Genomic DNA, 22,690 nt, shown 5'->3' on the forward strand with positions numbered 1-22,690 from the left:
CATTGCCGCGGTCATGAGAGCGACGGGTCGTTGCGGAATGGATTGAAAACCTCATTGGGGCGCTTGCGATCGTCGTATGCCTCCGCGAAATGGCAGAGTTCCAGCCTATCCGAACCGGCTTCGAGCGCGATTTCGCCCGCGGCGATCATGTAGACCTTGAGGATGCCGATACATCCTTTTGTCGCTTTGAAGAGTCGGCTCGAAAAATCCATTGAGGCAAAATCAGAGAGCTCGAACGGCATTTCCTCGTCGAACTTGTGACAAAGGACCCGAAAATGCTGGCAGTCTACGGGGTCCGTCCAGTCGTAGGGACGCAGCCGCTTGTAAGGCAGGCCGCCGCGCCCGATGAGCTGAGAATCCTCTGCGATGATCGAATAAGTCTCCGGCAGTCCGATGCAAAGGATGTTGAACTGATTGAGGTTGAGCATCTTGCGCAGCAGTTTGCGCGAAAAACTAAGCACCTTCCTGTTCTTCTCAGGGAAGAGCTCCTGAGCCTCATCAAAGATGACAAACTGAACTTCCGACCGTTGGAGTTCCCGCAGGATCGCCAGGATTAAGTTGGAGTTAGTCATCCGCAGCGAGACCTGCATGCCAAGTCCGCTGGCGATGCTGTCCAGCACTGCGCGAGCTCCGCCTTCGATGGGAGAATCGACCAGCAAAACGCTGCGCTTAATCCCATCTGCTCCGATCTCCGGCTTGTATTCCGCCAGAACTTCAGATGCGCCGTAAGTCTTACCGGTCCGGCTTTCGCCGATCAGCGCACAGATATTGCCCCGACCCGGCACTCCACCTTCGACGGGTTTGAAGAATCGCCTAATGGCCTTCGTTGCTTGCTGATGGTTGGCATGGTCAACGAAGATGTTTGTCATCTGCCTCTGGCGATCCGCCGGCAGCCGTTCCTTGAAGTCACGCATCACTTCTACTCCCTGAATTGACTTGCGCGGCGAGCATGAGGATCTCGTCCATGTCGTCGCTCCCGGCAGCCGAGTTGATTTCGATCTTGGAAATTTGGGTTTCGCCGGTAGAAGGCGATTCCAAACCGGTGGTCGGATCCGAGGTCACAAGCACAGGCTCTTCGTGGACTGCGGTCAGGGGTATGAGATCTGCTTCGCCTCCACACTGATCCTCGAATACGAGCTCGCTTACGCCCGGATGGGCACGGTTGCCGTAGAGATAGCGGGTGAGCTTGCGTTCGAGTTGCTTGCGGCGGCCCGACCGGAGGGCACCCATCCCTGCATTTATCAGGGCCGCCCTAGCCTTCCAGAGCGCTTCCGGGTCGCTGCGGTGTTCCTCCCGCATCAGCTCGTGCTCGCGGCAAAGCCGGTGCTGGAAAACAGAGAGCCCCTTGGTGTACTTCCGCCACTTGTCGACGACCGGAAGCTGGATGACCTCTTTGGCGTGATGGTTGTAGAGGTACACCTTAGAGACATCGTAGGGATCGCGGCGGACGTGGTACTTGGCTGAACAAGCCTTGGACGACTGACCTCTGTGATCGGGATGGGCGAGAATGCGATCCAGGTCAGGCGACCAGTACCTGATATGATCCCATTCAACGCCGTACTTCTGGACCGTACGCTCGGCGGTCTGCCCAGCGAGCGCGATGAAGAGCTCCTCGCTGGGAAGGCTCGGGCTGTCGAGAAGGTCCAGCTTGTCTCGCCACGCGTCGATCGGTGCCCTTGGAACCCCCGGCGCCCTGCCGAGTCCCCGGTTCGGCCGCCGATTGTAGTCCGTGACGATCCATTTGGTCGCGAGATCACGGAACTCTGACAGCGTCAAAACAGGCGCCTCCGGCTCCTCGTAATCGCGGTGCTGAACCGCGTTAGAGTGGGTCGTGCCGGGGAAGCGGTGGCTAAAGCGCGCCACTTCGCGCATGAAGCGTTCGACAAGGCCCTTGTGCCAGGGTTCACGCGGGGGAAGGCGAATGAGATTGAAGCCCAGGTCCGCAGCAGCGGCCAAGAGGTGACCGTTGGCAAACTCTCTTCCGTTGTCGATGTAGAGATTCTCAATCCGGCCCATACAAGGCCAGTCTTCGTCATTGAGGCCATCGATATGGTCAATGCGCTTCTGAAAGATTGCATTGCGCAGACCGTCTAGAACGGAAGCGTAGCCCGGGACGTCGAACGAGATCGAAAACCCGACAACCATGCGGGTGGCGCGGTCCAGAAACGCGATAAGGTAAGGACGTCCGAGAATGACGCGGTTGTCGTCGACGAGAATGAGATCCACAGGCGTAAAATCGACCTCAACCTCGCCGTAAGGGCGATCAGGCAACCCACGCGTCTGGTAGCTCTGGCAATTCTTACGCGCATAGTATGTGCCGATACGTCCCGCCTGTTTCACGAAAGGCGACACCTTCCTGCGAATCTCGCGCTCAAGCGTCGACAGGCTCGGCGGCGTCAGAAGTCCTTTCTCGTCGAGGTGTTTGAGCGGAGCGGACTCGCTATATTTCTTGCCTTCCGCCGAGCGGTTGACGTCAGAGATGTAGCTCAGTGCCTCGAGGTGAGCATCTTTTATCGAACCGCCCTGAAGGTACCGGTCGACAGCGCGATCAAGCGCGACCTTTTTCGCTTCGGGGAGCCTTGAGCCCCTTTTTCCCTTCAGGTCATGACGCGGAGCGTAAGCGGCGAGGCCGATTTCTTGGAAATGGGCGTCGTGCAAGCGCTTCCAGTTGAGCACCGAGGTAGGCGAGGGCGAGGTTTCCTCACCGCGTTCAAGGGCTTTCTCGGCGATCCGATCCTTGAGCCACTTCCGGCTTGTTCGAAATCCGGTCGGATGCTGCATCACATATTTCACGTAGTCATGTTTGAGCGCCGCGGCGGCTCGCGCGTGTGGGTCTTCCAGGTGCGGTGCCATCGGAGAAAGGGGTGGGCACATAGATGATCGGGATCGGTATTTAAGTTTCCCAGAGCCATAGAGGTCGACCAACCGAAGATCGGTTTCGATCAGCAATTCTTGTGTCTCGAGGTGAATAAGTATCCACTTGTCGCGTTGGCGCTTTTGGACAAAGTGCTCCTCACCGTTAATCCAAACACTATCGCCGACAACAAGTCTCAGCCGGGGATAGAGATTGCCATGTGGAACCTCGACTGATTTGAGGTGAGAACTGGTCATTCAGCGGCCTCATTGAACCGCACTTCAGTGTTGCGCCCATACTTTGCGCCTGAAGCGAGTACGACCTCGCCGGCAAGGCCCAAGCGCATTACCGAGCCAAAGGCCTCGGCCATCTGACAACGCGCTTCGATTGATGCTTCTTCGCAGAGTTGGCCGATGCTTGAGACGCCGCCGTGTGCTTCAAGCGTACGTCGCACCGTGTATTCACTCGACGGATCCTGCGGTGCATGCCGGTGGCGGTACATCGTCCGCGCGTTTGACAGCCTGGGCTCTGCGTAAAGGTCGCGCTCCGTCCAGACGAGCAATTCGACGCCGTGATCAAAACGATATGCTTGGCGAATAGCGGCTACTCGCGACACCCATTGGTCCGCTTCAGCGAAGTAGCTTGCCTTCGTGTCAATAGCAAAAAGGCATTCGTCTTTATTCAAAGCGATGAAATCAGGTGTGTATTCACGCCTAACTCGCCCGCTATCATTGCTTTCCATCCAATAGAGGAGCGGATTCGGCTGGCAGACATAGTATTGAATGCGAGGATCTACCGAAAGAAGGAGGTGGCCTAAGCTTTCGAGGTGGCTTTCAAACGGCGCGTATGAATTCAGGCATTTGGGAGTTTTGGCGAAAATCCCGTCGCGTGCGACCCAAACCTTTCCGGGCTTCCAAGTCCTCGTGGGCTCCGCGCCTTGATAGAGTCCGAGCTGGCGAAATTTTGAAGCGCGGCTTCCCCGCGGCGCGAATGTGGCTTTATCGGTCATGACCATAATTTGCGATGACGAGTAAAAATTGTCAATGTCAATTTAAGGAAGTTGACAAATTTTTTTAGTCTATGGTTAATGCTCGCGGCTGGGCAAGGACAAGAGCTGCAATGAAGTTCGAAATTGAAGAGACATTACACGGACCTAAGCGAGTTGCGGAAATGACGAGCTTGGCAATGGACGGTCAACGGAACTGGCGACACCGAGGGCACCTAGGTCCGAGCGATGGCACGCGTGGAAAAATGAGGACAAGGTCCGTCGCGGCTCTCGCGGTCCGCGCTTGGGCTTCGTCACTTGGCTTTCCGCCGCGCGAAAGTGAGCAGCTGGGCCAAGCAACAGCGGCGAGCGTATTATACGCTGCTATTATCAACTCGCCTTCGACACTGAAAGTAGAGGGGACACGCTCAGCAGTGGCCGAGTTTTTCGCGCAATATTCCGAGCACGACCATATCGCACGGGGCGTGAGCGGTCTCGGCGACACTCAGCAAGTTATCTCAATTACTTGGGCGGACAACGGCCCGCCAGAGCTCAACAAGAACGTGCCGGGAGCAAACGAGCTCGATGAAGTGATCGCGATGCGACAGTTAAATTTGATCGCACTCGGCGACTGGGTCGCTGATCAAGCTGATCATCCACTCTTTCTGATCAAAGCTCTCGACGCCTGATCTAATCCTATTGGGAGACTCATCTACTAGTGCGTTTTGGAGGGCAGGCACCTCGCCTGACGGGAAGACCACTTGGCGCTCTAAAAACTCCAACGAAATGGCTCAGAAACCTTCGATAGACGCTCAACCCTGCAAATCAATAAGCCTTCTAGGGCGGCCACCAGCTCGATGCGCCACGAGCCTCGCGCACAGCTGGTAGATCGCGCCCGCCAAATTTTACCCAGATTGAACAGGTGTCGGCTTAGGTGGGGCCGACTACGTAAAGCCCGCCCCACTTCAGCCGGGGCCCGAGAGAGCTGAAACCCTGCTATGCTTAGGCTAGGCTATCCAAAGGATTCCCATGCCTCGCGAGCTGGCTTCACTTCAAAAGCCGACCTCGGTCGCTCCGCAGTATAGCTCGTATGCTTCACGCGTAGCGAACCAGTTGGGAGATCACGGATCAAGTCAGTGTGACCGTAGGTAGGACGAAACCACTCGGAAAGCTCGAATGGGCGCAGGATCAAGGGAAACCATGGCGTCGCTCGACCAATGTCCGCCGGCGACTGAACGATACAAGGCCAGAACACCGGATCAGCATCATAGCTCCTGGCGCGGTACACCTCACCAGCGAGAAATAAGATAGATCCCTCTGCACTAGTGACATCCAGGTGACCGTCAAAATTAAAACTACGACAATCGCCCTCAATCGCCGCGATGGCTAGGACTGCCCGCTCCGTCGATTGCATGTACGGCTCGGACTGAGTGATGCGAACACTCTCGGCATCGTCTGGAAAGCGCTCGCAGCGGACCATGCGGCGGGAGATACTGCCAGGTTGCCCGAAGAAGCACGGGAAATGCTGATCCAGGGCCTGCCGCTTTCCACCGACCCATTCCGGAATGCGTCTGGGCGAGCCCGCGTGGCCAACCCACTCACTGAGCGACGCAATAGCCGTTTCTTCCGACGGCAGGCGGAGACAAAAGAGCCGCAACGGCGACCTCCATATTTTCTGAATAAGAGTTGTGATGACCATACCACAGAATTCCAATAATGCAAGAAAAACAATAAGTTCCAATTGGCAACGGCGCGGTGACAACAGGAAAGTTGAGCGAACCGCCGCCCCATAGTTGTCGCCTGACAAGAAGACGCCGGCTGAAGCGCGGGCGCCGATTTGGCAACGCGATCTCCCCACTGTCGGGTCAATTCATGTAGACATGGATGTCATTGCCCGGGACACCTTGCGTTTCACACGTTCAACCAACAGCGCATCTTCCCCGGCGCTACGGGAAGAACTCGAGCATCCCGCAAATTCCAAACCAACTAGATGCGGACTATTTCAAAATGCACCTTAAACCCGCAGCTGCCAAATTGCCCATGTGATGCGGCGCGCTTCCTCATAGGCCGGTGATATCTTGTTTTGCTGGGCTTACGCTCGGGGTAAAGTCGGCGCTGGCCAACGTGCTGGCGGCTTGCTTGCGTGAGGGGTGACGCCAGTTTGCGCGTAATGCTGAAGTCCCTTCATCAACCCAGAAATGAGACCCCATGATCACACTTATTGCCGCGTCTGCCCTGATCTTCACGACAGTCGACCACCATGATCAGCCTAGCCACGATGGAAACCATCACGGGCATACCGAGGCCAGCTCGACGGTCGCGGCGGAGGTGCGGACAGCCGACGCTGATGGGCGCACTGCTGTCGTCAGTCATGAAGCTCTTACCGAGCTGGGCATGTCGGCCATGACGATGCGCTTCTCTGTAGCTGAGACCGTGGATTTCGATCTCTTCCGGCCAGGTGCACACCTGATGATTACCGTCGTGAATACTGCGGACGGGTTCCAGATCGCTGACGCCGAATTATCACACCACTGACCATGCCGGCCTCAGGGGGATGGCCGCATCCCCTTGAAAGCCAGCTCCAACCAGCGGCCCAATCCAGCCTTGCCCGCCAAGCTGGGCTTCTCGATCCAGGACCAGGACGCGGCGGAAATCAAAAGCGTAACGGGAATTGAATAAATGGCGACCTCCAGCGGGTCCGCCGCTGGATACCAGTACAGCACCACCTGCATGACCGGATAATGCCAGATATAAATACCATAGGACCAGTCGGGCAGGCGGGCGCCGGTCGGCCAGCGCCCCAGCCCTGCAAAGGCGACCGCAAACAATATGGACGCCAGTGTGAGGTTGAGAAATACCTCTGCCAAGGGATGACTGCCCAACGCAATCCAGACCGGCAATACAATTAGGGTCGGCCAAGGAAGAACCGGAATCTTTTCACGCCAAACATGAACCAGCATGCCCAGAGTGAACGCCGACGCCAGACGCAGGCCGCTCTCGATCATGGCCGGCGCATCGGGCCAGAAGGACCGGACGACCAAATAAGCGGCGGTCACTCCGACAAAAAGGAAAAGTTTAGCGCCCCGCCCCCAAGGCAGCGGAGAGAAGAAAATCAGCGCAGCACCAGCATAGGCCAGCACCTCATAGCGCAAGGTCCAGAGAGTCGCCGAGAACTCGCCCGCCCAAGGATTGTCCGAGAAGATGCCTGCGGGGCCCTGGCTCGTATCAAGAAAGCCAAGTACTTGGACGGGAAAGCTCAACGTCTGCAATGAGCCGAAATAAGATGCGGCGCTCAGGTCTGTTACAACTGGACCAATGGCCAGGACGGCCAGAAGCGAAAGAGCGAGCAACGCTGGCCAGATCCGAAGCATGCGCGCCGCGGCGAACTGGAATGGATTGGATCGACGCTCGAGACTGTCGGCGATCAGAAAACCGCTCAGGACGAAAAAAGCATTTACCGCCGCATAACTGAGCGACCAGCCATTGATGACCAATGGGGGCGGCAGCATGGGCCCCTGCGTAACGATAATAGCATGTTCAGCAAGCACGGCAGCCGCCAACACCAGACGGATCGGCGTGAGCCGATTGTCGCGACCCGCGAAAGCCGTCCCGATCGTGATCAATCCTGCGATGTCAGTCCCTCCATCGGCCCTTGCCAGAATACGCGGAGGACGCGCGCATCCCTCAAGCCGACGATCTGCTTATCGGCGCTTTGCCAATTCCATTCGGACCAAGCGCTGCAAGCGCAAGACGAGCAAAAGCAAGCCGGCGAGCACCGTAACCAATGCAAACACCGACGCTGTGATCAGCAGGGGATTGTTGAAGTTTTCCCGCTCCTCATAGTCCATGATGTGGAGCATCCAGAAGAAGTCGAAGACGCGCCAGGTATCATTCCTGCGCGCAGTCACCATCCCTGTCTCCGGAGACACATAGATGCGCGTGCCCTCGCCATCCGCGAAATCGATCCGCCAGGCCGACCCGGAGCGACGGTATTCCCAACTCGGTTCATCGAAGAATCGAACGGCAGCGATTTCCGGTCGATCAGCATGATCGGCGCTGGCTATCTCAATCGCCATTTCACGGGAAATCGGTGTGAGGCGTTCCCCTGTCTCGGCGTCCACGAGTACGCTCGCCCCGCTCAGTTCGGTGACACGGTAAACGACACGGCCCTGCCATACGCGCAGATCGATAGCTTCAAGCGCCCCTCCGATCGCGAGGTCAGAGAGTGCGGCCTGCACTGGCAGGACCCCTGACACATCGAGCGCCGGTGCCGGGAGGTCCGCGATGTTGTGTTCCCCGCGAACCCGGTCCAGCGGCAAGGCGCTCATCACGACGCCGCCGGCAATCCACAGTACGATCTGAATCCCGACCACCAGGGCGAGCCATTTGTGAATGCGAAGGGTCCAGCGAAGCAGCACGGTCATGGGGGCCTCCGGGGCGGTCTGCGAGCAATCCGAACGTCCCGTACGCAGCCCATCAGGTTATCCCTCAGGCGGAAAACTGTCCCGCAGCCGCTTGCGCGCACGGTAGACACGCACTTCCGCAGCCTTTTCAGACAAGCCCATGACCGATCCGATTTCAGCGTGGCTCATCCCGTCGATTACCGAAAGCAGGAGCGGGGTCCGCAAGCCCTCGGGCATGGCTCGGATGGCAGCATTCACGCGCGCCAGCTCATCCCGGTCAGCAACGATCCGTTCAGGTGTGGTCGGATCGACTGGCGCGGGCACCGATGGTTCTTCCAGGCCTATCCAGTTGCGCACCGCGCGGCGGCGATGATGGTCCTTCGCCTTGTTCCGGGCGATCACAAACATCCAGGTTACGAAGGCGCGGGTCTCGTCGAAGCGGTGAAGGTTTCGGTGGATGGCGATAAAAGTGTTCTGCGCAACATCGTCTGCATCGGACCGGCTGCCGAGCTGCCGTTCGAGGAAATTCACCAGCCGGGGCGCGTGGCGTTGCATCAGGCGATTGAAGGCCATTCGATCTCCCGCCCGCGCCCGGCCAGCCAATTGTTCGTCGCTGGGCGTCAGACCGGGGGCGTCAGCGTTCGGCATCAAGGGCCGCCGCCAGGCGCGCATCGAATATTTCGCGCTGCTCGACGTCCATCACGGCGCGCATGGCGAGGATGTGATTGAGCGTGGACAGCTGCAATTCGCCCATCACATCATGAAGGGCCTCTGCAGCTTCGACGACTTCCGGTGACATTTCCCGACTTTCCATCAAGGACGTGCCGATCGCGTGCCGGGCTTCCGCCAGCCGTTGGTCGAAGGCAGATTTTTCGCGAGCAAAATCCGCTTCCAAGGCCTCGATTTCCGCTTCCTGATCGCGGGTCAAATGGAGCTGGTCGTGAATCACGGCGTGAAGGCTGACCGTCACGGTATCGGGACGATTGCCAAGCTGCGCGCCCAGCCACACGCCTGCCAGACCGCCCAGAAGCCCCAAGATTGCCGCTGTAACGCCTGCGCGCCAGATCACAGCTCAGTCCCCTCGCCCATTAGGGTTGTCAAAGGCAATTCGGCACGGGCGCCAAATACAGCGAGCAAGTCGGGTTCGCCAGACGGAGCCAGGTCAACCCCGACGACGCTACCAACCAGTAGCGCCAGAACGGCAGGTGCGGCACGGATCGCCAGGCCAGTTGACAGCCCCGAAATGTCCGGCACACGACGAGCCGGCGCTTCAAGACCGTCCCAAACATTCTTCTGGAAGCGCTCGAGGTCCAGACTTGTATGATCGGCAGCGATCCGCTCCAGGACATCATTCATGTGTTCATCGGACATCAAAGCCCTCCGTCAGGATGTGTGTAGATGGGCAAGCTTCCACCCATCTCCGGTGCGGACCAGAATAGCGGTGCCGTGGGCATCCCGTTCACGGGCCTCGCCCCGGACTTCATACTCCATCCGGATGTCGAAGGTCGCAAATGCCATTTCCTGATCAACTTGGACAGAATACCCTGACCAGTCGTACACATGGAATGTCACGTGCTCGGCGGCAAATTCGGGCACGAGATGGTGGTCGCGATATACGGCCCAGCCGATATCACTGCCACTTCCCTCGAAAATGGTGAAGTCTTCTCCGTCCGCCATCACCCAGCGTTCGGCCGCCACGACATCCTCGTCCGACAGGGCACCGGAATAGTTTTCCAGAACCTGTTCGATCTCGTCCACCTCGTTCGCGAGGGCGGCTGTCGAAAGGCTCGTAGCCAAAACCATCGTCAAAGCCAAAGTACGATGCATCATCAATCTCCTTTGCGGGTCTCGAATTCGTGTCAGCCACCGAACAGGTGGCGCAAGCCGCCATGGGCGAGCGCCCCGCCAAGAAAGCCGTTGAGCATGAGGGCTGCGGCAAGTGCGAACAGCGTCAGCGAGAAGAGAAGCGCCGGCGTCTGACTGCTAGTCTTGCGCGCCCATTCCCCCAGCAGTGCAAGCCCGGCCAAGCCGACCAAAAGGCCGGTGCCGATGACCCGGTGCGCTAACATCACCCCCGTCTCGCCGGCTGCCATTGGCCCCGAATGAGCCCAACCCAGCAGGGCAGCGAGCGCTCCTGCCGCCGCGCCTGTCCAAACGAGAAAGCGGACCGTTTCCGCTCCAGCGGGCAAACGCCCAGCCAATGTGAGTGCCTGTGCGAGGGCAGCGGCGAGGATCAGGCCAATCGGGAAATGTACGGCAACCGAGTGGAAAGCACCGAGTCGCGACATGGCCCGCTCGAAAGGCGTCGAAGCGCCCCGTTCACCCCAATGGGCGTGCCCGGCCGCCGTCGTGGACAACACGTCAGCGTGATCAAGCTCATCGATATGAAGAGCTTCTTCGCCATCATGCACATGACCAGACCCATCCATCTGCATCGCAGCCGGTTCGGACGCGGGTCGCACGCTTGGCTCAGCATCTCGTGACGTGGTCGCTGGCTCAACTTGTCCGGCAGCGGGCGGATCGTGTTCCGCAGGCGGATGGCTCCACCCCCCTGCGGAAAAGCTGACCGCTGCAACGATGGCACACACCGCCATCATGCCTATTCGAAATCCGGACACGCGTATCTCCACCTTGGTTTGATGGAGATACGCACGTCCACGAGTTTTCCCTCAGCCCAAGCGGACCGACCTCAAGCGCAGGGAGTTCGTGATGACCGAGACGGAAGACAGGCTCATCGCCGCAGCCGCTATCATCGGTGACAACATGATGCCGAAGACCGGGTAGAGAATGCCAGCCGCCACCGGGACGCCAGCAGCATTGTAGACCAGGGCAAAAAACAGGTTCTCGCGGATATTGCGCATAGTCGCGAGGGCAAGCTTGCGGGCCCTGACAATGCCGGTCAGATCGCCTTTCACAAGGGTCAGGCCGGCGCTCTCAATCGCCACATCAGCGCCAGTCCCCATGGCAATGCCAACATCGGCCTGCGCAAGAGCGGGCGCGTCATTGACGCCATCGCCGGCCATGGCGACCCTGCACCCGTCCGCCTGGAGCTCTTCCACGATCCGGGCCTTGTCGCGCGGCAGTACATCAGCCCGCACATCGTTCAGCCCGAGCCTGGCCGCAACCGATCTGGCCGTGCGCTCATTGTCGCCGGTTGCCATCACCAGCCGGAATCCCAGCTTTTGAAGATCTTCAAGCGCCTGGGCCGCGCTCGGTTTGATCGGATCAACCACGCAGACCATGCCGGCCAGTTGGCCTTCAATCGCAACAAACATCACGGTCTCACCTTCGTCCCGGCGAGCATTGGCGTCGGCGGTTGCGGTCTCGCTGACCGAAATGCCCGCGGCATCCATGAGCGCAGCATTGCCAAGAGCAATAGCCTTTCCGGAGACCCGGCCTGTCACGCCCTTGCCCGTGATGGCCTCGAACTGGTCGGCAACTTCCATCGTCGTCCCGCGACTCTTGGCGCCTTGTACTATGGCCTCCGCGAGTGGATGCTCGGACCCGCGCTCGAGGCTTGCGGCCATTTGCAGGACGTCATCCTCCAGATAACCCGCGAACGCGATCACGGCCGCGAGTTCGGGGCGCCCCATGGTCAGCGTACCGGTCTTGTCGACAATCAGGGTATCGACCTTGGCGAATCGTTCCAATGCCTCAGCATTCTTGATCAGAACTCCGGCCTGGGCGCCTCGCCCCGTTGCGGTCATCACGGACATCGGCGTGGCCAAGCCCAGGGCGCAGGGACAGGCAATGATCAAGACGGAAACGGCCGCGATAAGACCATAGGCCGAAGCCGGTTCAGGCCCCCAGACCGACCAGGAAATGAACGCGATCGCCGCGACGACGATCACGGCCGGCACAAAACGACCCGACGCCAAGTCAGCGAACTTTTGGATGGGCGCTCGGCTGCGCTGGGCATTGGCAACCATTTCCACGATCTGGCTCAACACCGTGTCTTTGCCGACCCGGCGAGCCGCAATCACAAGACTCCCATTGCCGTTGACCGTCGCCCCGGTGACCGCCTCGCCCTTGACCTTCTCGACCGGGACGGGCTCACCGGAAATCATCGATTCATCGACCGAGGACCGGCCGTCGACCACAACACCATCGGCCGGAATTTTTTCGCCCGGACGGACACGCAAGTGGTCGCCCTCACGGATATGCTCGAGAGGCACTTCCTCGTCGTCCCCATCCACATTGACCCGCAATGCCGTCTTGGGCGCCAGATCCAGAAGGGCCCGGATCGCCGAACCGGTCTGTTCCCGGGCCCGCAACTCCATCAACTGCCCGAGCAGCACCAGAACGATAATCACCGCCGCCGCTTCAAAATAGACGCCCACATGACCGTTCGCGTGGCGGAAGGCGTCCGGAAATAGTCCAGGCGCCAACACCGCCACCACACTGAAAAGATAGGCCGCACCGGTTCCCATCGCGATCAGGGTGAACATGTTGAGATGACGGTTAATGACTGACTTCACGCCACGCTCGAAAAAAGGCCAACCCGACCACAGGACGACAGGTGTTGCCAGAACCAGCTCAGCCCAAGCCGCGCGGGTCTCACCCAAGGCTTCGCGCAGGAAGCCGAGACCAAGCATCGGCCCCATCGCCAGAACCAGGACCGGAAGGGTCAGGGCGGCACCGAACCAGAAGCGACGTGTGAAGTCGATTAACTCAGGATTGGGTCCCTCTTGACCGGTTGGCACCCCCATCGGCTCGAGCGCCATGCCGCAGATCGGGCAATCACCCGGCTCGTCGCGAATGATCTCGGGATCCATTGGACAGGTGTATGTCGTACCTGCCGGCATGCCTTCATACGCGTCACGATGGGCTCCGCTTAAAAAATGCTCGGGATCCTCAGCGAAACGATCATGACAGCGCTGCGAGCAGAAATGGTATGCGTCTCCCGCATGCTCGTAGCTGGGCTTGCCGGCACCCAGCCGCACCTCCATGCCGCAGACCGGATCGGTCGCGACGGGCTGGTGATGCATATGTTCGTCGGCCTTATCTGATGTGCAATGCTGACAACTCATCGGGCAGTCCTCCTTTGGATTTCCCGGTTGTGAGGCTTCCAGTGGCTGGAAGGTCAAGCGGCACGTTTCTGATTAATCGCCGGCCAGCCCGTTCATGATCGGGCAGTCTGGCCGGTCATCGCCATGACACGCCAGAACGAGACGTTGCAGCTCTGACTTGATCATCGTCATCTCGGCCAATTTCCGATCAACCTGTGCAACATGATCCATCGCCAAAGCCTTCACATCGGCACTCGCCCTCGATCGGTCTTCGTACAGCGACAGCAGAGCGCGACAGTCGTCGAGCGAAAAGCCCAGACTTCGCGCCCGACCGACAAAAGCGAGCTTGTGAACATCTGTTTCTGAGTAGACGCGGTATCCATTGTCCGCCCGCGCCGGCGCGACCAGGCCCACCTCCTCGTAATACCGCAAGGTTTTCGAGGGCAGGCCGGTCGCACGGGAGACGTCTTTCACATTCACTGCACGCCTCCTGCCACTGCGGCGGATTGTGTCGGCCCGGCCAGCCCCACACGTTTCCAGATCAGGAACGCCGCTGGAATAACCAGAAGGGTCAGGATGGTGGCGCTGGTCATACCGCCGACCATGGGTGCCGCGATCCGTCGCATCACTTCAGACCCGGTTCCATCACCGAACATGATCGGCAATAGGCCGGCAATCGTAGCAATGACAGTCATCATGATCGGGCGCACCCGCAACAGGGCCCCCTCGATCACCGCCTCGTCAATATCCGATCTGTTCAGCGGCCGGCCGTCTTCATCTGCAAGAGACTGATGGCGGGTGAGCGCTTGCTCCAGATAGACGATCATCAACACCCCGATCTCGACAGCAACGCCTGCCAGGGCAATGAAACCCACACCGACAGCGACGGAGAGATTATACCCGAGCATGTCGAGCAGCCAGACCCCGCCGACCAAAGCCAGCGGCAGCGTCCCCATGATCATCAGGACCGGGGTCAGCCTCCGGAAATTCAGGAAGAGCAGCAGCAAGATGATGACCAGGGTCACCGGAACGACCACCGCCAGCTTTGCCTGTGCCCGCTCCATGTATTCGAACTGACCGGACCAACTGATCGAATATCCCGGCGGCAATTCCATATACTCGGCCAAAGCCTGCTGGGCTTCCTCAACATAGCTCCCGATATCGACCCCATTGATATCGACATAAACCCAGCCATTGGTACGGGCATTTTCGCTGCGGATCACACCAGGGCCATCGGCGATCGAGATATCAGCAACCCGCCCCAGCGGAATCTCGGCACCGGTCGGCGTGACCACCGGCAGATCCCGGATCGAGTCCACAGAATTACGATAGTCACGCGGGTAGCGAAGATTGATGGGATAACGCTCCCGGCCCTCGACACTCTCGCCAACAGTCATGCCACCGATCGCAGTCCGAACGACATCATGGACGTCGGCGACATTCAGCCCGAACCGGGCGGCTTCCAGCCGATTGACGTCGATATCAACGAACCGGCCTCCGGTAACCCGTTCGGCATAAACCGATGCGGTTCCGTCCAGTGTCCGGATAATGGCTTCCACCTCCTCGCCAATCTCGGCAATCACATCCAGGTCCGGGCCGGCAATCTTGATACCGACAGGCGTCTTGATTCCTGTCGCCAGCATGTCGATTCGACCGCGGATCGGCATGATCCAGGCATTGGTGAGGCTGGGCACATCCACAGCGGCATCCAGTTCGGCTCGAATGTCGTCAATTGTGATGCCCGGCCTCCACTCTTCGCGCGGTCGCAGCTGGATGGTGGTCTCAATCATGGTCAACGGAGCCGGGTCTGTGGCGGTCTCGGCTCGCCCCGCCTTTCCGTGCACTGTCAGGACCTCCGGCACGGTCATGATCAGGCGGTTGGTCTGCTGCAGCAATTCGGTGACTTTGCCCGCCGACACGCCGGGGAAAGCACTCGGCATGTAGAGGATGTCACCTTCATCGAGATCCGGCATGAACTCGCTTCCCATGCGGGACAACGGCACGGCGGCACTGGCGAGCACCAGGCCGGCCGCGAGCAGCACGGCAACAGGACGGCGGATCGCAAGACCGATGAAAGGCCGATAGCCCGCGATCAAAAGGCGATTGACCGGATTCTTGTGCTCCGGCGTGATCCGGCCCCGCACAAGATAACCCATCAGAACCGGCACCAGGGTAATGGCCAGGCCGGCAGCCGCCGCCATGGCGTAGGTCTTGGTAAAGGCGAGCGGATGAAAGAGCCGCCCCTCCTGGGCTTCCAGTGCGAAGATCGGAACGAAGCTGAAGGTCACAATCAGGAGCGAAAAGAAGAGCGCCGGCCCCACTTCGACAGAGGCCTTGGTGACGATCTCCCACCGGTTTTCGCGCGTGATCGGTTCACGCTCAGCATGCTTATGCATGTTCTCGATCATGACGATCGCGGCATCCACCATGGCGCCGATGGCGATCGCTATGCCGCCCAACGACATGATATTGGCATTAATGCCTTGGGCATTCATCACGATAATCGCGGTGAGAATACCCAGCGGCAAGCTCAGGAAGATCACGAGTGACGAGCGGAAATGGAAAAGGAAAAGCGCACAAATCAGCCCCACGACAAGGAATTCTTCGATCAACTTTTCCCGCAGGGAGGACACTGCCCGTTCAATCAGGCCCGCCCGGTTGTAGGTGGTGACGATCTCCACGCCCTCGGGCAGCGACGCGCCGAGTTCACTCAGACGCTCTTCGACGCGCTGGATGGTCGCGCGGGCATTCTCGCCATATCGCATGACGACAACGCCGCCGACCGCCTCGCCCTCGCCATTGAGCTCGCCGATGCCGCGCCGCAATTCCGGTCCAATTGTGATGTCGGCAATGTCCGCCATCAGGATAGGTGTGCCGGTTTCAGTCACCGCAATCGGGATCGCTTCCAGGTCCTCGACACCCTCGATATAGCCGGATGCCCGGACCATGTACTCGGCTTCCGCCATCTCGATGACCCGGCCGCCACTTTCCTGGTTGCCCCGCTCAATCGCGGTTCGGACCGCAGATAGCGGAATACCCAGGGCGCGCAGCCGGTCGGGATCGGCGACAACCTGGTACTGCCGCACCATGCCGCCGATCGTCGCCACCTCGGACACACCCTCGATTGTCTGGAGTTCGTATTTGAGGAACCAGTCCTGCAGTGAGCGGAGGTCGGCCAGATCGTGCTGCCCGGTCCGGTCGACCAGGGCATATTGATAGATCCAGCCAACGCCGGTGGCATCTGGTCCCAAAGCCGGACGGGCCGCGTCTGGCAGGGTTGGAGCCACCTGGGACAGGTATTCCAGAACCCGAGAACGAGCCCAGTAGAGATCGGTCCCATCCTCGAAAATGACATAGACATAGCTGTCGTTGAAAAAGGAATAGCCGCGAACTGTCACGGCGCCCGGGACCGCCAGCATGGCCGTTGTCAGTGGATAGGTGACTTGATCCTCAACAACCTGCGGAGCCTGCCCGGGGTAGGTTGTCTTGATGATGACCTGAACATCCGACAAGTCGGGAATGGCGTCCATTGGCATGCGGACGAGCGAATACACACCACTCCCTGCCAACAAGGTTGCCAGAATGAGGACGATCAGCCGATTGCCTATCGACCAGCGGATAATAGAGCCGATCATTCCTCGCCTCCAGCATCGCTCGGCCGCACGACCGTGATGCCAGAAAGCTGCCATTGGCCTGGCCGCGTTTCATCAATCGAAAAGCTGACATGGTCGCCTTCAGAGACCCCATCAAGCGTAACACCGTCGCCCAACTCGTAGACCATGCTCATGGCCGGCATATCGATCGCCTCGATGCGCTCATGATCGATCTCGATCATGTTGATATCGAACATAAGGGTAACGACACGGCCTTGCCCTTCGACCACGGGATCCGGCTGCGCCGCGTCCGATCTAGCGATCGAGGCGAGACGCCACTGCCCTTCATCGTTCTGACGCAGGGTGAAGCTCACCTCATCACCCTCCGACAAGGCGTCGAGCGAAACGGCATCCAACGCGAAGAACGACATGCTCATCACCGGCCATCCGAGTTCCGGGATCGGATCATGTGTCAGGTCGATCATGCCGTGCGACGCCATCACCCCGTCGACAACCCCTGTGCCTTGGACAGTCTCCGGGGGTGCGGCGGGCGCGTCAGCCCCCGCCATGCGCAAGGCGACACCCTGAAGACTGGCTTCGGAATCGATCAGGAACTGGCTGGACACGACCACGCGCTCATCTTCTGACAGGCCAGAGAGGATTTCGACGCGCCCACCAACCTCAGCCCCCGTGCGCACTTGCGCCAGCCGGTACCGCCCGTCACCCAGTGCCAGAACCACCCGCTCCGATTGACCGGTACGGATGACCGCCTCGAACGGAACTGACAGCACATTGTCGCGCGGCGACGCCTCGATGCGAACATTCACATAGGCTTCGGGGCGCAAGGCACCATCGCTGTTTGCAAAGCGCATGCGCACCGGAATGGAACGACTTCGCGGGTCCACAGTCGGGTAGAGATACTCCACCTGACCGTGCCACGTCCGGCCCGGCTGGGCGCGCGACTGCACGTGGACGCTTTGCCCTGGCTCGATCGCCGCAGCCTCATCTTCAAACAAATCCGCGACAACCCAGACCTCTCGCAGGTCCGCAATCGTCATCACCACCATGCTCGGATGAGCATGCGCGCCTTCGCGAACATTCATCTCCAGCACAACGCCTGTTCGTGGCGCGTAAACGTCAACCAATCTTTGTGGCGTGCCGCGTTGCGCGATTGAGTCAATCTGGGCCTGATTGACTCCAAGGGCTCGCAGACGCGAGCCCGCCGCCGCCACAAGGCCCGGACGGGACACATTGACGGCTTGCAGGAATTCACTTTGAGCCGTGACAATTTCCGGCGAGTACATGCGGAAAAGCAGGTCGCCCGCTTCCACCACATCGCCTACAGCGGCGATGCGCAGGTCCTCGATCCAGCCTTGCGCCCGCACATCAACCACAGAGGCCAGGTCATCAATGGGCCGCACATAGCCAACCGTGGCCAGGTCTTCCGCAAACCGACCCCGTGTCACATCTGCCGTCCGGACTCCGATGTTGTTTTCGACGGCCGAGGAGATGGTAATGGTGGAGTCGTCCGTAGGTTCACTACCGGCATAAACCGGGATCAAGTCCATACCCATGGGCGACCTGCCCGGCTCGTCCTGGCGAAAATTCGGGTCCATCGGAGCGACCCAGTAGAGAATTTCCCGCTCGTCGGGTGATGCGGCAGTATCGCTTCCGCCCACAAGGCTCATGCCGAGCGCGCCAAGAGCGATCCCGGCCAACAAAGTGCCGGTACCCAGAAGGATTGTACGCGGGGTCATTGGACGTCTCCCGTCAGGAACAGGATCCGGCTATGCGCCTGCAACGCATCAACGCGGGTCCGGATCAAGGTCAGCTCGATATCCAGCAAGGCGAGCTCGGAGCGCACGAGTTCGGCAAAGTCTGCCTGCTCGTTTTCGTAGGCTGCAAGGACGGCTGCCGTTGTTTCACGCGCGCGCTCCAGCACACCCGTTTCATAAATCATGGCCGTTTCGTTGAGGCGCTGGAAGCGTATCCAGTCTTCATCCAGTTGTCGGCGCAGATCGAGCAGCAACGCTCGACGGCCCAGCTCTTCGGCGGAACGCATCTGACGGGCTCCAGCCACGCTTTCATCCTGCCGCCGCTGACTGAAAATGGGCATTTGCACGCTCACACCGATGCTGGCGACGTCCGACCGGCTGCCTCGCACGCCATATCCGGCATCCACACTCCAGACCGGATTGTAGGCCTCCAGTGCCAGATCGATCTCGCGCTCGCTTGCCTCGATCCGGGCGTTTCGGGACATCACGGACGGATGTCTGGCCAAGGCATCCAAAGCCTCGTCGCCCCCGGGCAATGCCGGCAGGACAGGTAATCGCGGCAGCATGTCTCGTCCTGCTGCGGCAGCGCCGACATAACGCGCCAACTGCGCCCGGGCTGTTCCAATTTGCCGATCGATCTCAATTTGCCTGGCATCCAGCAATGCGGTTTCCAGGTCCACGCGGATGACGTCATGGGAATTGCCTCGCCCGCTGGCAAACAGGGCCGTAGCCACCTCGCTGAGCTGTCGGATCTCTTCGCGCCGGGCCCGCGTCAATTCACCTGCCTGTTCCCAGTAATAGGTTTCCAGCCAGGCCAGACGGACTGATCGTGTGATCAATCGCTGTTCCAACCCGCCAAGGGCCAGAACGCCCTGGGCCTGCGCCCGCTGCCGCTCTCGCTGCAGGTGACGGCTCGCGTTGCTGGGTATGACCTGCCGCACGCCGACCTGCATCTGGGTCATCGCTTCACTGTTGGGGTCTAGATTGCTGAGGGGGAGGTTGGCGAAGCCAACCCGCAACGTCGGATCCGGCAGAGCCATGGCCGCCTCGCCGGCACGCTCGAGCGCTACGGCACGCGATCTCAAACTCCCAATGGCCGGGTCTTCGGTTTGGCCGGCGATCAACACGGCCTCCGCCAAGCTGAGCGGAGAGGGTTCAGAAGCAGGTTGCGCAATCGCAGTTGAAAGCTGAAGCGCAGCCGCAAATGCGGCAATGGCGGGCATGGACATGAATGTCTCCGATGCGGGCAGAACGAAGGTGAAATGAGCCCATTAACAAGGCTCGGCTTCGTCACGCGCGCGGAGGACGATCCAGATGGTCCAGAATGGTGGAAACCGGCCGGAGCACGACCCTGCGGGTAGTTCGTTCGATATGGCCCGGTGCCGGGCGCGTCGTCGCACTATCTGGGATCAGGGTCGAAAAGGAACAAGCAAGGCCGCACGGATTACCGGAGCACGCATCCATGCCATTACAGGGCTGGCCACGCTCTGCGGCGCCGACATCTTCAATGCCGCTGCCTTGCGGGCAGCAATCATGGTCCAACATTTGGGTCATGTCGCTTGGGGCCGCGGCATCCGGGCCGACGTCGGAGGCATAGCCTGTCCCGCCCAGCGCGAGTGCGCCCAGCAAAACCAGGATCAGGCTGAACCGTCGCCAAACCAAAATCGTGTGCCTCCTTCGCGCGCCGATCATGACACCCTATACGATGAGTATTGGTATTTCCCTCACACGGAATGTCACAGGCGTGCCCCCTTTATGATCCGGGAGGCTCACGTTCCGCTCTGCTCGGCAGCTGCCGCCCGGACCCAATGAGACAGATAGATGCGTTCGAACGCGAAAACGGCAGCGATCGAAATCACAGCGATCAGAACAATCAACGGGTCCTGCTGCAGTTTGAGACCGGTAAACGCCATCAGAACCACAGCATCCAGCCCCAGAGCGGTCAGTAGAATGACACCGGACGCGCCAATTTCCCCACGGCGGAATTTCCACACACCGAAATGAACGGCCATGTCCATGACCAGATAGAAGAAGGCGCCGAGTGACGCGATCCGGCCCAGATCAAAGAACACCGCCAGCACGGACGCGATAACGACCGTGTATACCAAGGTGTGGCGCTGGATCGGCCCAGGCATTCCGAAATGCCTGTGTGGAATCATTTTCATATCGGTCAACATGGCCAGCATGCGAGAGACGGCAAATACACTGGCGAGCACGGCCGAAGCAGTCGCCACCGCCGCGAGCAATACCGTAAGATAAAACCCGAAACGCCCGAGCGCCGGCTCGGCGGCTTCTGCCAGCGCGAAATCCCGTGCGGCCACAATCCTATCCAGTGGCAAGCTGGACCCGACACCGAATGCCACGAGTAGGTAGAGCAGGACACACACCAGGATCGACGCCATGATGGCGCGTCCGACATTACGATGCGGATCGGTGATTTCCGCGCCGCTATTCGTGATGGTGGTGAACCCCTTGAAGGCGAGAATGGCTAGCGCTACTGACGCGACGAACCCGAGCAGTCCGCTCGCGCCCTCATCACCAGCTGCGCTAGCGGCAAACCCGATTCCACTGGACCAGAGCGCCGCGATCCCAAACGCGGCAATCCCGCCGATCTTGAGCAGGGCCATGAACATCGAGAACAGTCCGATGGACCGATTGCCCGAAATGTTGATCAGAAAGGCAAATCCGATGACGCTGACCGCCAGGACGGGCACCAGCGGACCTCCCGACACATCGAAACCTCGCAGGACGTAAGTCGCAAAAGTCCGCGCCACCAAGCTTTCCGCGATCACCATGCTCAACGCCATAAGGAGAGCCGCGCCGGCTGCAATCGCTCCCGACCCGTAGCACTTCTCCAAGATCATGGCGACGCCGCCAGAGGACGGCCACGCATTGGACATTTTGATATAGCTATAGGCACTGAATCCCGTGATCACAGCGCCGATGATGAACGCCAGCGGGAAAAGGCGGCCAGCCAGCTCTGCCACCTGACCAGTCAGCGCAAAAATGCCGGCGCCGATCATCACGCCCGTTCCCATCGCAACAGCACCGGGAAGCGAGATGGAGCCAGCGTTGTAATGCGTGTGTTTGTGCTCAGTCATAACACCCTCGCGGCAACAGCTTCAACCAAGCGGGCACGATCTCATCTGTGGGTCAAGCTGATGGCAATGAACCAACACCATGTGGCTGGAAATATCGGCGCGTACTGGCAGATAAAGCTCAGGGCTGCGGGAAGTGATCGTTTGGTTTTCCGTCGCCTTGTCCATCCCGCGCTCTCCGGTTCAGTCCACGTCAACGATTCAGGACGATAAAAGCCGAAGCCGCGAGGAGGGCGAGTACAGGGCCCCTACCGATGACACCACGGGCTACCGAGTAGTTCTGCAGCAACGCCTCGAGGTCTTTCGGGATCGCCATTGGCTTGATAGCGAGAACGCCTGCCCCTCCGGTGTTGCCCTTGGGGACCCATCCGAAGACGTAGCCCGGTATCACGGCCACGAGCCGCACAACCTGTCCGCGATTTTCCTGCCGGTTGGACCGGCGGATACCGAGCTTCAGCATCCACCAGTGCGCGGACAAGGGTTTGAGAAAATAGCGTTGGCCGAGAATGTGGACCCGCTCAAAATGGCAGAACGCCAGCTCGTCCTCAAGGAGAGCATAAGCAGCGCGCGCGGTTCATTTCTTCGGCCCAGGCCGATGTCAGACTACGGCTCATGATCACACTTCGGCCAAATCGAACAGGGAGCATGATGCCGAGACAGAGAATTTCGGCACCTGTGAAGCAACAGCGGAACAATTGAACTCATTCCATTCACCAACAGGTTCCACGAGGGCACGGTGAGGGAGGTAGATGCATCGTTCAAGCTTAATCTCAACGTTGCTCGTAACCTCTTTGGACTCATCGCTACCGTCGAATATAGTGGCATCAACCAGCACGCTGCGGCGGCGGCTCGCAGAATTGAGCCGCCGGGGCAACAATACGTGCACACATTGCAGATTGACCTGCGAGCGCCGTCTCTCGCAGGTGCCGCCTTGGCCGTCGTCACTCTCGCGCAGAGTTTCGTTGAACATCGT

General features: G+C 59.6%; 20 protein-coding genes and 1 pseudogene. 2 read left to right on the forward strand and 19 right to left on the reverse strand.

The annotated features are described in order from the left end of the window. Nucleotides 1-11: 11 nt before the first annotated feature. From VOI18_RS01420 to VOI18_RS01430, 3 genes are read right to left on the reverse strand one after another with little or no spacing between them, the layout of a single operon-like run. Nucleotides 12-914 carry an ATP-binding protein gene (locus VOI18_RS01420; RefSeq protein WP_121211494.1) on the reverse strand — a complete coding sequence of 301 codons (903 nt, stop codon included), beginning with the start codon at nucleotides 912-914 and terminating at the stop codon, nucleotides 12-14. After that, the gene (locus tag VOI18_RS01425) at nucleotides 907-3,111 is read right to left on the reverse strand and encodes a Mu transposase C-terminal domain-containing protein (protein WP_323760641.1); all 2,205 of its coding nucleotides are present in this window, start codon (nucleotides 3,109-3,111) and stop codon (nucleotides 907-909) included. The genes VOI18_RS01420 and VOI18_RS01425 overlap by 8 nt, the downstream gene beginning before the upstream one ends. Next, complete coding sequence (locus VOI18_RS01430; RefSeq protein ID WP_323760642.1) at nucleotides 3,108-3,863, reverse strand: hypothetical protein; 756 nt, start codon at nucleotides 3,861-3,863, stop codon at nucleotides 3,108-3,110. Before VOI18_RS01430 ends, VOI18_RS01425 begins: the two co-directional genes overlap by 4 nt. A 410-nt stretch (nucleotides 3,864-4,273) precedes the next feature. On the opposite strand from VOI18_RS01430, the gene VOI18_RS01435 reads away from it, so the two are divergent. Then, nucleotides 4,274-4,528: a hypothetical protein gene (locus VOI18_RS01435; protein ID WP_047158062.1), complete on the forward strand. Its 255-nt coding sequence runs from the start codon at nucleotides 4,274-4,276 to the stop codon at nucleotides 4,526-4,528. 323 nt (nucleotides 4,529-4,851) lie between these two features. Here VOI18_RS01435 and VOI18_RS01440 read toward each other — a convergent pair whose 3' ends face one another. Beyond that, on the reverse strand, nucleotides 4,852-5,646 hold the full coding sequence (locus VOI18_RS01440) for a hypothetical protein (RefSeq protein ID WP_143742904.1): 795 nt from the start codon (nucleotides 5,644-5,646) through the stop codon (nucleotides 4,852-4,854). A 401-nt stretch (nucleotides 5,647-6,047) separates the two neighbouring features. Here VOI18_RS01440 and VOI18_RS01445 point away from each other — a divergent pair, with 401 nt between their 5' ends. Continuing rightward, nucleotides 6,048-6,374 (forward strand): copper-binding protein, encoded by a 327-nt coding sequence (locus tag VOI18_RS01445; protein ID WP_121211487.1) that lies wholly within the window; start codon nucleotides 6,048-6,050, stop codon nucleotides 6,372-6,374. Between the two features lie 11 nt (nucleotides 6,375-6,385). Here the strand turns inward: VOI18_RS01445 and VOI18_RS01450 are convergent, their stop codons facing one another. The 15 genes and pseudogenes from VOI18_RS01450 to VOI18_RS01520 all read right to left on the reverse strand — a co-directional run bounded on the left by VOI18_RS01450 (nucleotide 6,386) and on the right by VOI18_RS01520 (nucleotide 22,687). Further along, complete coding sequence (locus VOI18_RS01450) at nucleotides 6,386-7,462, reverse strand: acyltransferase (protein ID WP_323760643.1); 1,077 nt, start codon at nucleotides 7,460-7,462, stop codon at nucleotides 6,386-6,388. 78 nt (nucleotides 7,463-7,540) lie between these two features. Then, nucleotides 7,541-8,263, reverse strand: coding sequence for a PepSY domain-containing protein (locus tag VOI18_RS01455; protein ID WP_075189171.1), 723 nt, complete (start codon nucleotides 8,261-8,263; stop codon nucleotides 7,541-7,543). A gap of 57 nt (nucleotides 8,264-8,320) precedes the next feature. Then, nucleotides 8,321-8,815: an RNA polymerase sigma factor gene (locus tag VOI18_RS01460; protein WP_158025551.1), complete on the reverse strand. Its 495-nt coding sequence runs from the start codon at nucleotides 8,813-8,815 to the stop codon at nucleotides 8,321-8,323. Nucleotides 8,816-8,876: 61 nt separating this feature from the next. Continuing rightward, a complete protein-coding gene (locus tag VOI18_RS01465) occupies nucleotides 8,877-9,311 on the reverse strand; it encodes a periplasmic heavy metal sensor (RefSeq protein ID WP_075189172.1) in 435 nt (144 codons plus the stop codon). Next, nucleotides 9,308-9,613: a hypothetical protein gene (locus tag VOI18_RS01470; protein ID WP_075189173.1), complete on the reverse strand. Its 306-nt coding sequence runs from the start codon at nucleotides 9,611-9,613 to the stop codon at nucleotides 9,308-9,310. Before VOI18_RS01470 ends, VOI18_RS01465 begins: the two co-directional genes overlap by 4 nt. A gap of 12 nt (nucleotides 9,614-9,625) precedes the next feature. After that, nucleotides 9,626-10,069 (reverse strand): nuclear transport factor 2 family protein, encoded by a 444-nt coding sequence (locus VOI18_RS01475; RefSeq protein ID WP_158025552.1) that lies wholly within the window; start codon nucleotides 10,067-10,069, stop codon nucleotides 9,626-9,628. Nucleotides 10,070-10,101: 32 nt separating this feature from the next. Continuing rightward, on the reverse strand, nucleotides 10,102-10,704 hold the full coding sequence (locus tag VOI18_RS01480) for a DUF2231 domain-containing protein (RefSeq protein WP_143742905.1): 603 nt from the start codon (nucleotides 10,702-10,704) through the stop codon (nucleotides 10,102-10,104). Nucleotides 10,705-10,911: 207 nt separating this feature from the next. Continuing rightward, a complete protein-coding gene (locus tag VOI18_RS01485) occupies nucleotides 10,912-13,230 on the reverse strand; it encodes a heavy metal translocating P-type ATPase (RefSeq protein WP_323760644.1) in 2,319 nt (772 codons plus the stop codon). Nucleotides 13,231-13,344: 114 nt separating this feature from the next. Continuing rightward, a complete protein-coding gene (cueR, locus tag VOI18_RS01490; RefSeq protein ID WP_075189177.1) occupies nucleotides 13,345-13,731 on the reverse strand; it encodes a Cu(I)-responsive transcriptional regulator in 387 nt (128 codons plus the stop codon). Then, the gene (locus VOI18_RS01495; protein WP_323760645.1) at nucleotides 13,728-16,886 is read right to left on the reverse strand and encodes a CusA/CzcA family heavy metal efflux RND transporter; all 3,159 of its coding nucleotides are present in this window, start codon (nucleotides 16,884-16,886) and stop codon (nucleotides 13,728-13,730) included. Before VOI18_RS01495 ends, cueR begins: the two co-directional genes overlap by 4 nt. Then, nucleotides 16,883-18,601, reverse strand: a complete 1,719-nt coding sequence (locus VOI18_RS01500; RefSeq protein ID WP_323760646.1) for an efflux RND transporter periplasmic adaptor subunit — start codon at nucleotides 18,599-18,601, stop codon at nucleotides 16,883-16,885. Before VOI18_RS01500 ends, VOI18_RS01495 begins: the two co-directional genes overlap by 4 nt. Next, nucleotides 18,598-19,848, reverse strand: a complete 1,251-nt coding sequence (locus VOI18_RS01505; protein WP_323760647.1) for a TolC family protein — start codon at nucleotides 19,846-19,848, stop codon at nucleotides 18,598-18,600. The genes VOI18_RS01500 and VOI18_RS01505 overlap by 4 nt, the downstream gene beginning before the upstream one ends. A gap of 540 nt (nucleotides 19,849-20,388) precedes the next feature. Continuing rightward, nucleotides 20,389-21,720 carry an APC family permease gene (locus tag VOI18_RS01510; protein WP_323760648.1) on the reverse strand — a complete coding sequence of 444 codons (1,332 nt, stop codon included), beginning with the start codon at nucleotides 21,718-21,720 and terminating at the stop codon, nucleotides 20,389-20,391. Between the two features lie 190 nt (nucleotides 21,721-21,910). Beyond that, nucleotides 21,911-22,276: pseudogene (locus tag VOI18_RS01515) on the reverse strand (DUF3703 domain-containing protein); the annotation flags it as partial. Between the two features lie 57 nt (nucleotides 22,277-22,333). Next, nucleotides 22,334-22,687, reverse strand: a complete 354-nt coding sequence (locus VOI18_RS01520) for a hypothetical protein (RefSeq protein WP_323760649.1) — start codon at nucleotides 22,685-22,687, stop codon at nucleotides 22,334-22,336. Nucleotides 22,688-22,690 lie beyond the last annotated feature (3 nt).

It is taken from the genome of Maricaulis sp. (genome assembly GCF_034670125.1).
Taxonomy (GTDB): Bacteria; Pseudomonadota; Alphaproteobacteria; order Caulobacterales; family Maricaulaceae; genus Maricaulis.

Bases quoted from the DNA above. Each gene is read 5' to 3' on its own strand.
- VOI18_RS01500 (WP_323760646.1), bottom strand. From the start codon at position 18,601: ATGACCCCGCGTACAATCCTTCTGGGTACCGGCACTTTGTTGGCCGGG.
- VOI18_RS01445 (WP_121211487.1), top strand. From the start codon at position 6,048: ATGATCACACTTATTGCCGCGTCTGCCCTGATCTTCACGACAGTCGAC.
- VOI18_RS01485 (WP_323760644.1), bottom strand. From the start codon at position 13,230: ATGCATCACCAGCCCGTCGCGACCGATCCGGTCTGCGGCATGGAGGTG.
- VOI18_RS01420 (WP_121211494.1), bottom strand. From the start codon at position 914: ATGCGTGACTTCAAGGAACGGCTGCCGGCGGATCGCCAGAGGCAGATG.
- VOI18_RS01455 (WP_075189171.1), bottom strand. From the start codon at position 8,263: ATGACCGTGCTGCTTCGCTGGACCCTTCGCATTCACAAATGGCTCGCC.
- VOI18_RS01475 (WP_158025552.1), bottom strand. From the start codon at position 10,069: ATGCATCGTACTTTGGCTTTGACGATGGTTTTGGCTACGAGCCTTTCG.
- VOI18_RS01425 (WP_323760641.1), bottom strand. From the start codon at position 3,111: ATGACCAGTTCTCACCTCAAATCAGTCGAGGTTCCACATGGCAATCTC.
- VOI18_RS01430 (WP_323760642.1), bottom strand. From the start codon at position 3,863: ATGACCGATAAAGCCACATTCGCGCCGCGGGGAAGCCGCGCTTCAAAA.
- VOI18_RS01505 (WP_323760647.1), bottom strand. From the start codon at position 19,848: ATGTCCATGCCCGCCATTGCCGCATTTGCGGCTGCGCTTCAGCTTTCA.
- VOI18_RS01520 (WP_323760649.1), bottom strand. From the start codon at position 22,687: ATGTTCAACGAAACTCTGCGCGAGAGTGACGACGGCCAAGGCGGCACC.
- VOI18_RS01495 (WP_323760645.1), bottom strand. From the start codon at position 16,886: ATGATCGGCTCTATTATCCGCTGGTCGATAGGCAATCGGCTGATCGTC.
- VOI18_RS01470 (WP_075189173.1), bottom strand. From the start codon at position 9,613: ATGTCCGATGAACACATGAATGATGTCCTGGAGCGGATCGCTGCCGAT.
- VOI18_RS01510 (WP_323760648.1), bottom strand. From the start codon at position 21,720: ATGACTGAGCACAAACACACGCATTACAACGCTGGCTCCATCTCGCTT.
- VOI18_RS01460 (WP_158025551.1), bottom strand. From the start codon at position 8,815: ATGGCCTTCAATCGCCTGATGCAACGCCACGCGCCCCGGCTGGTGAAT.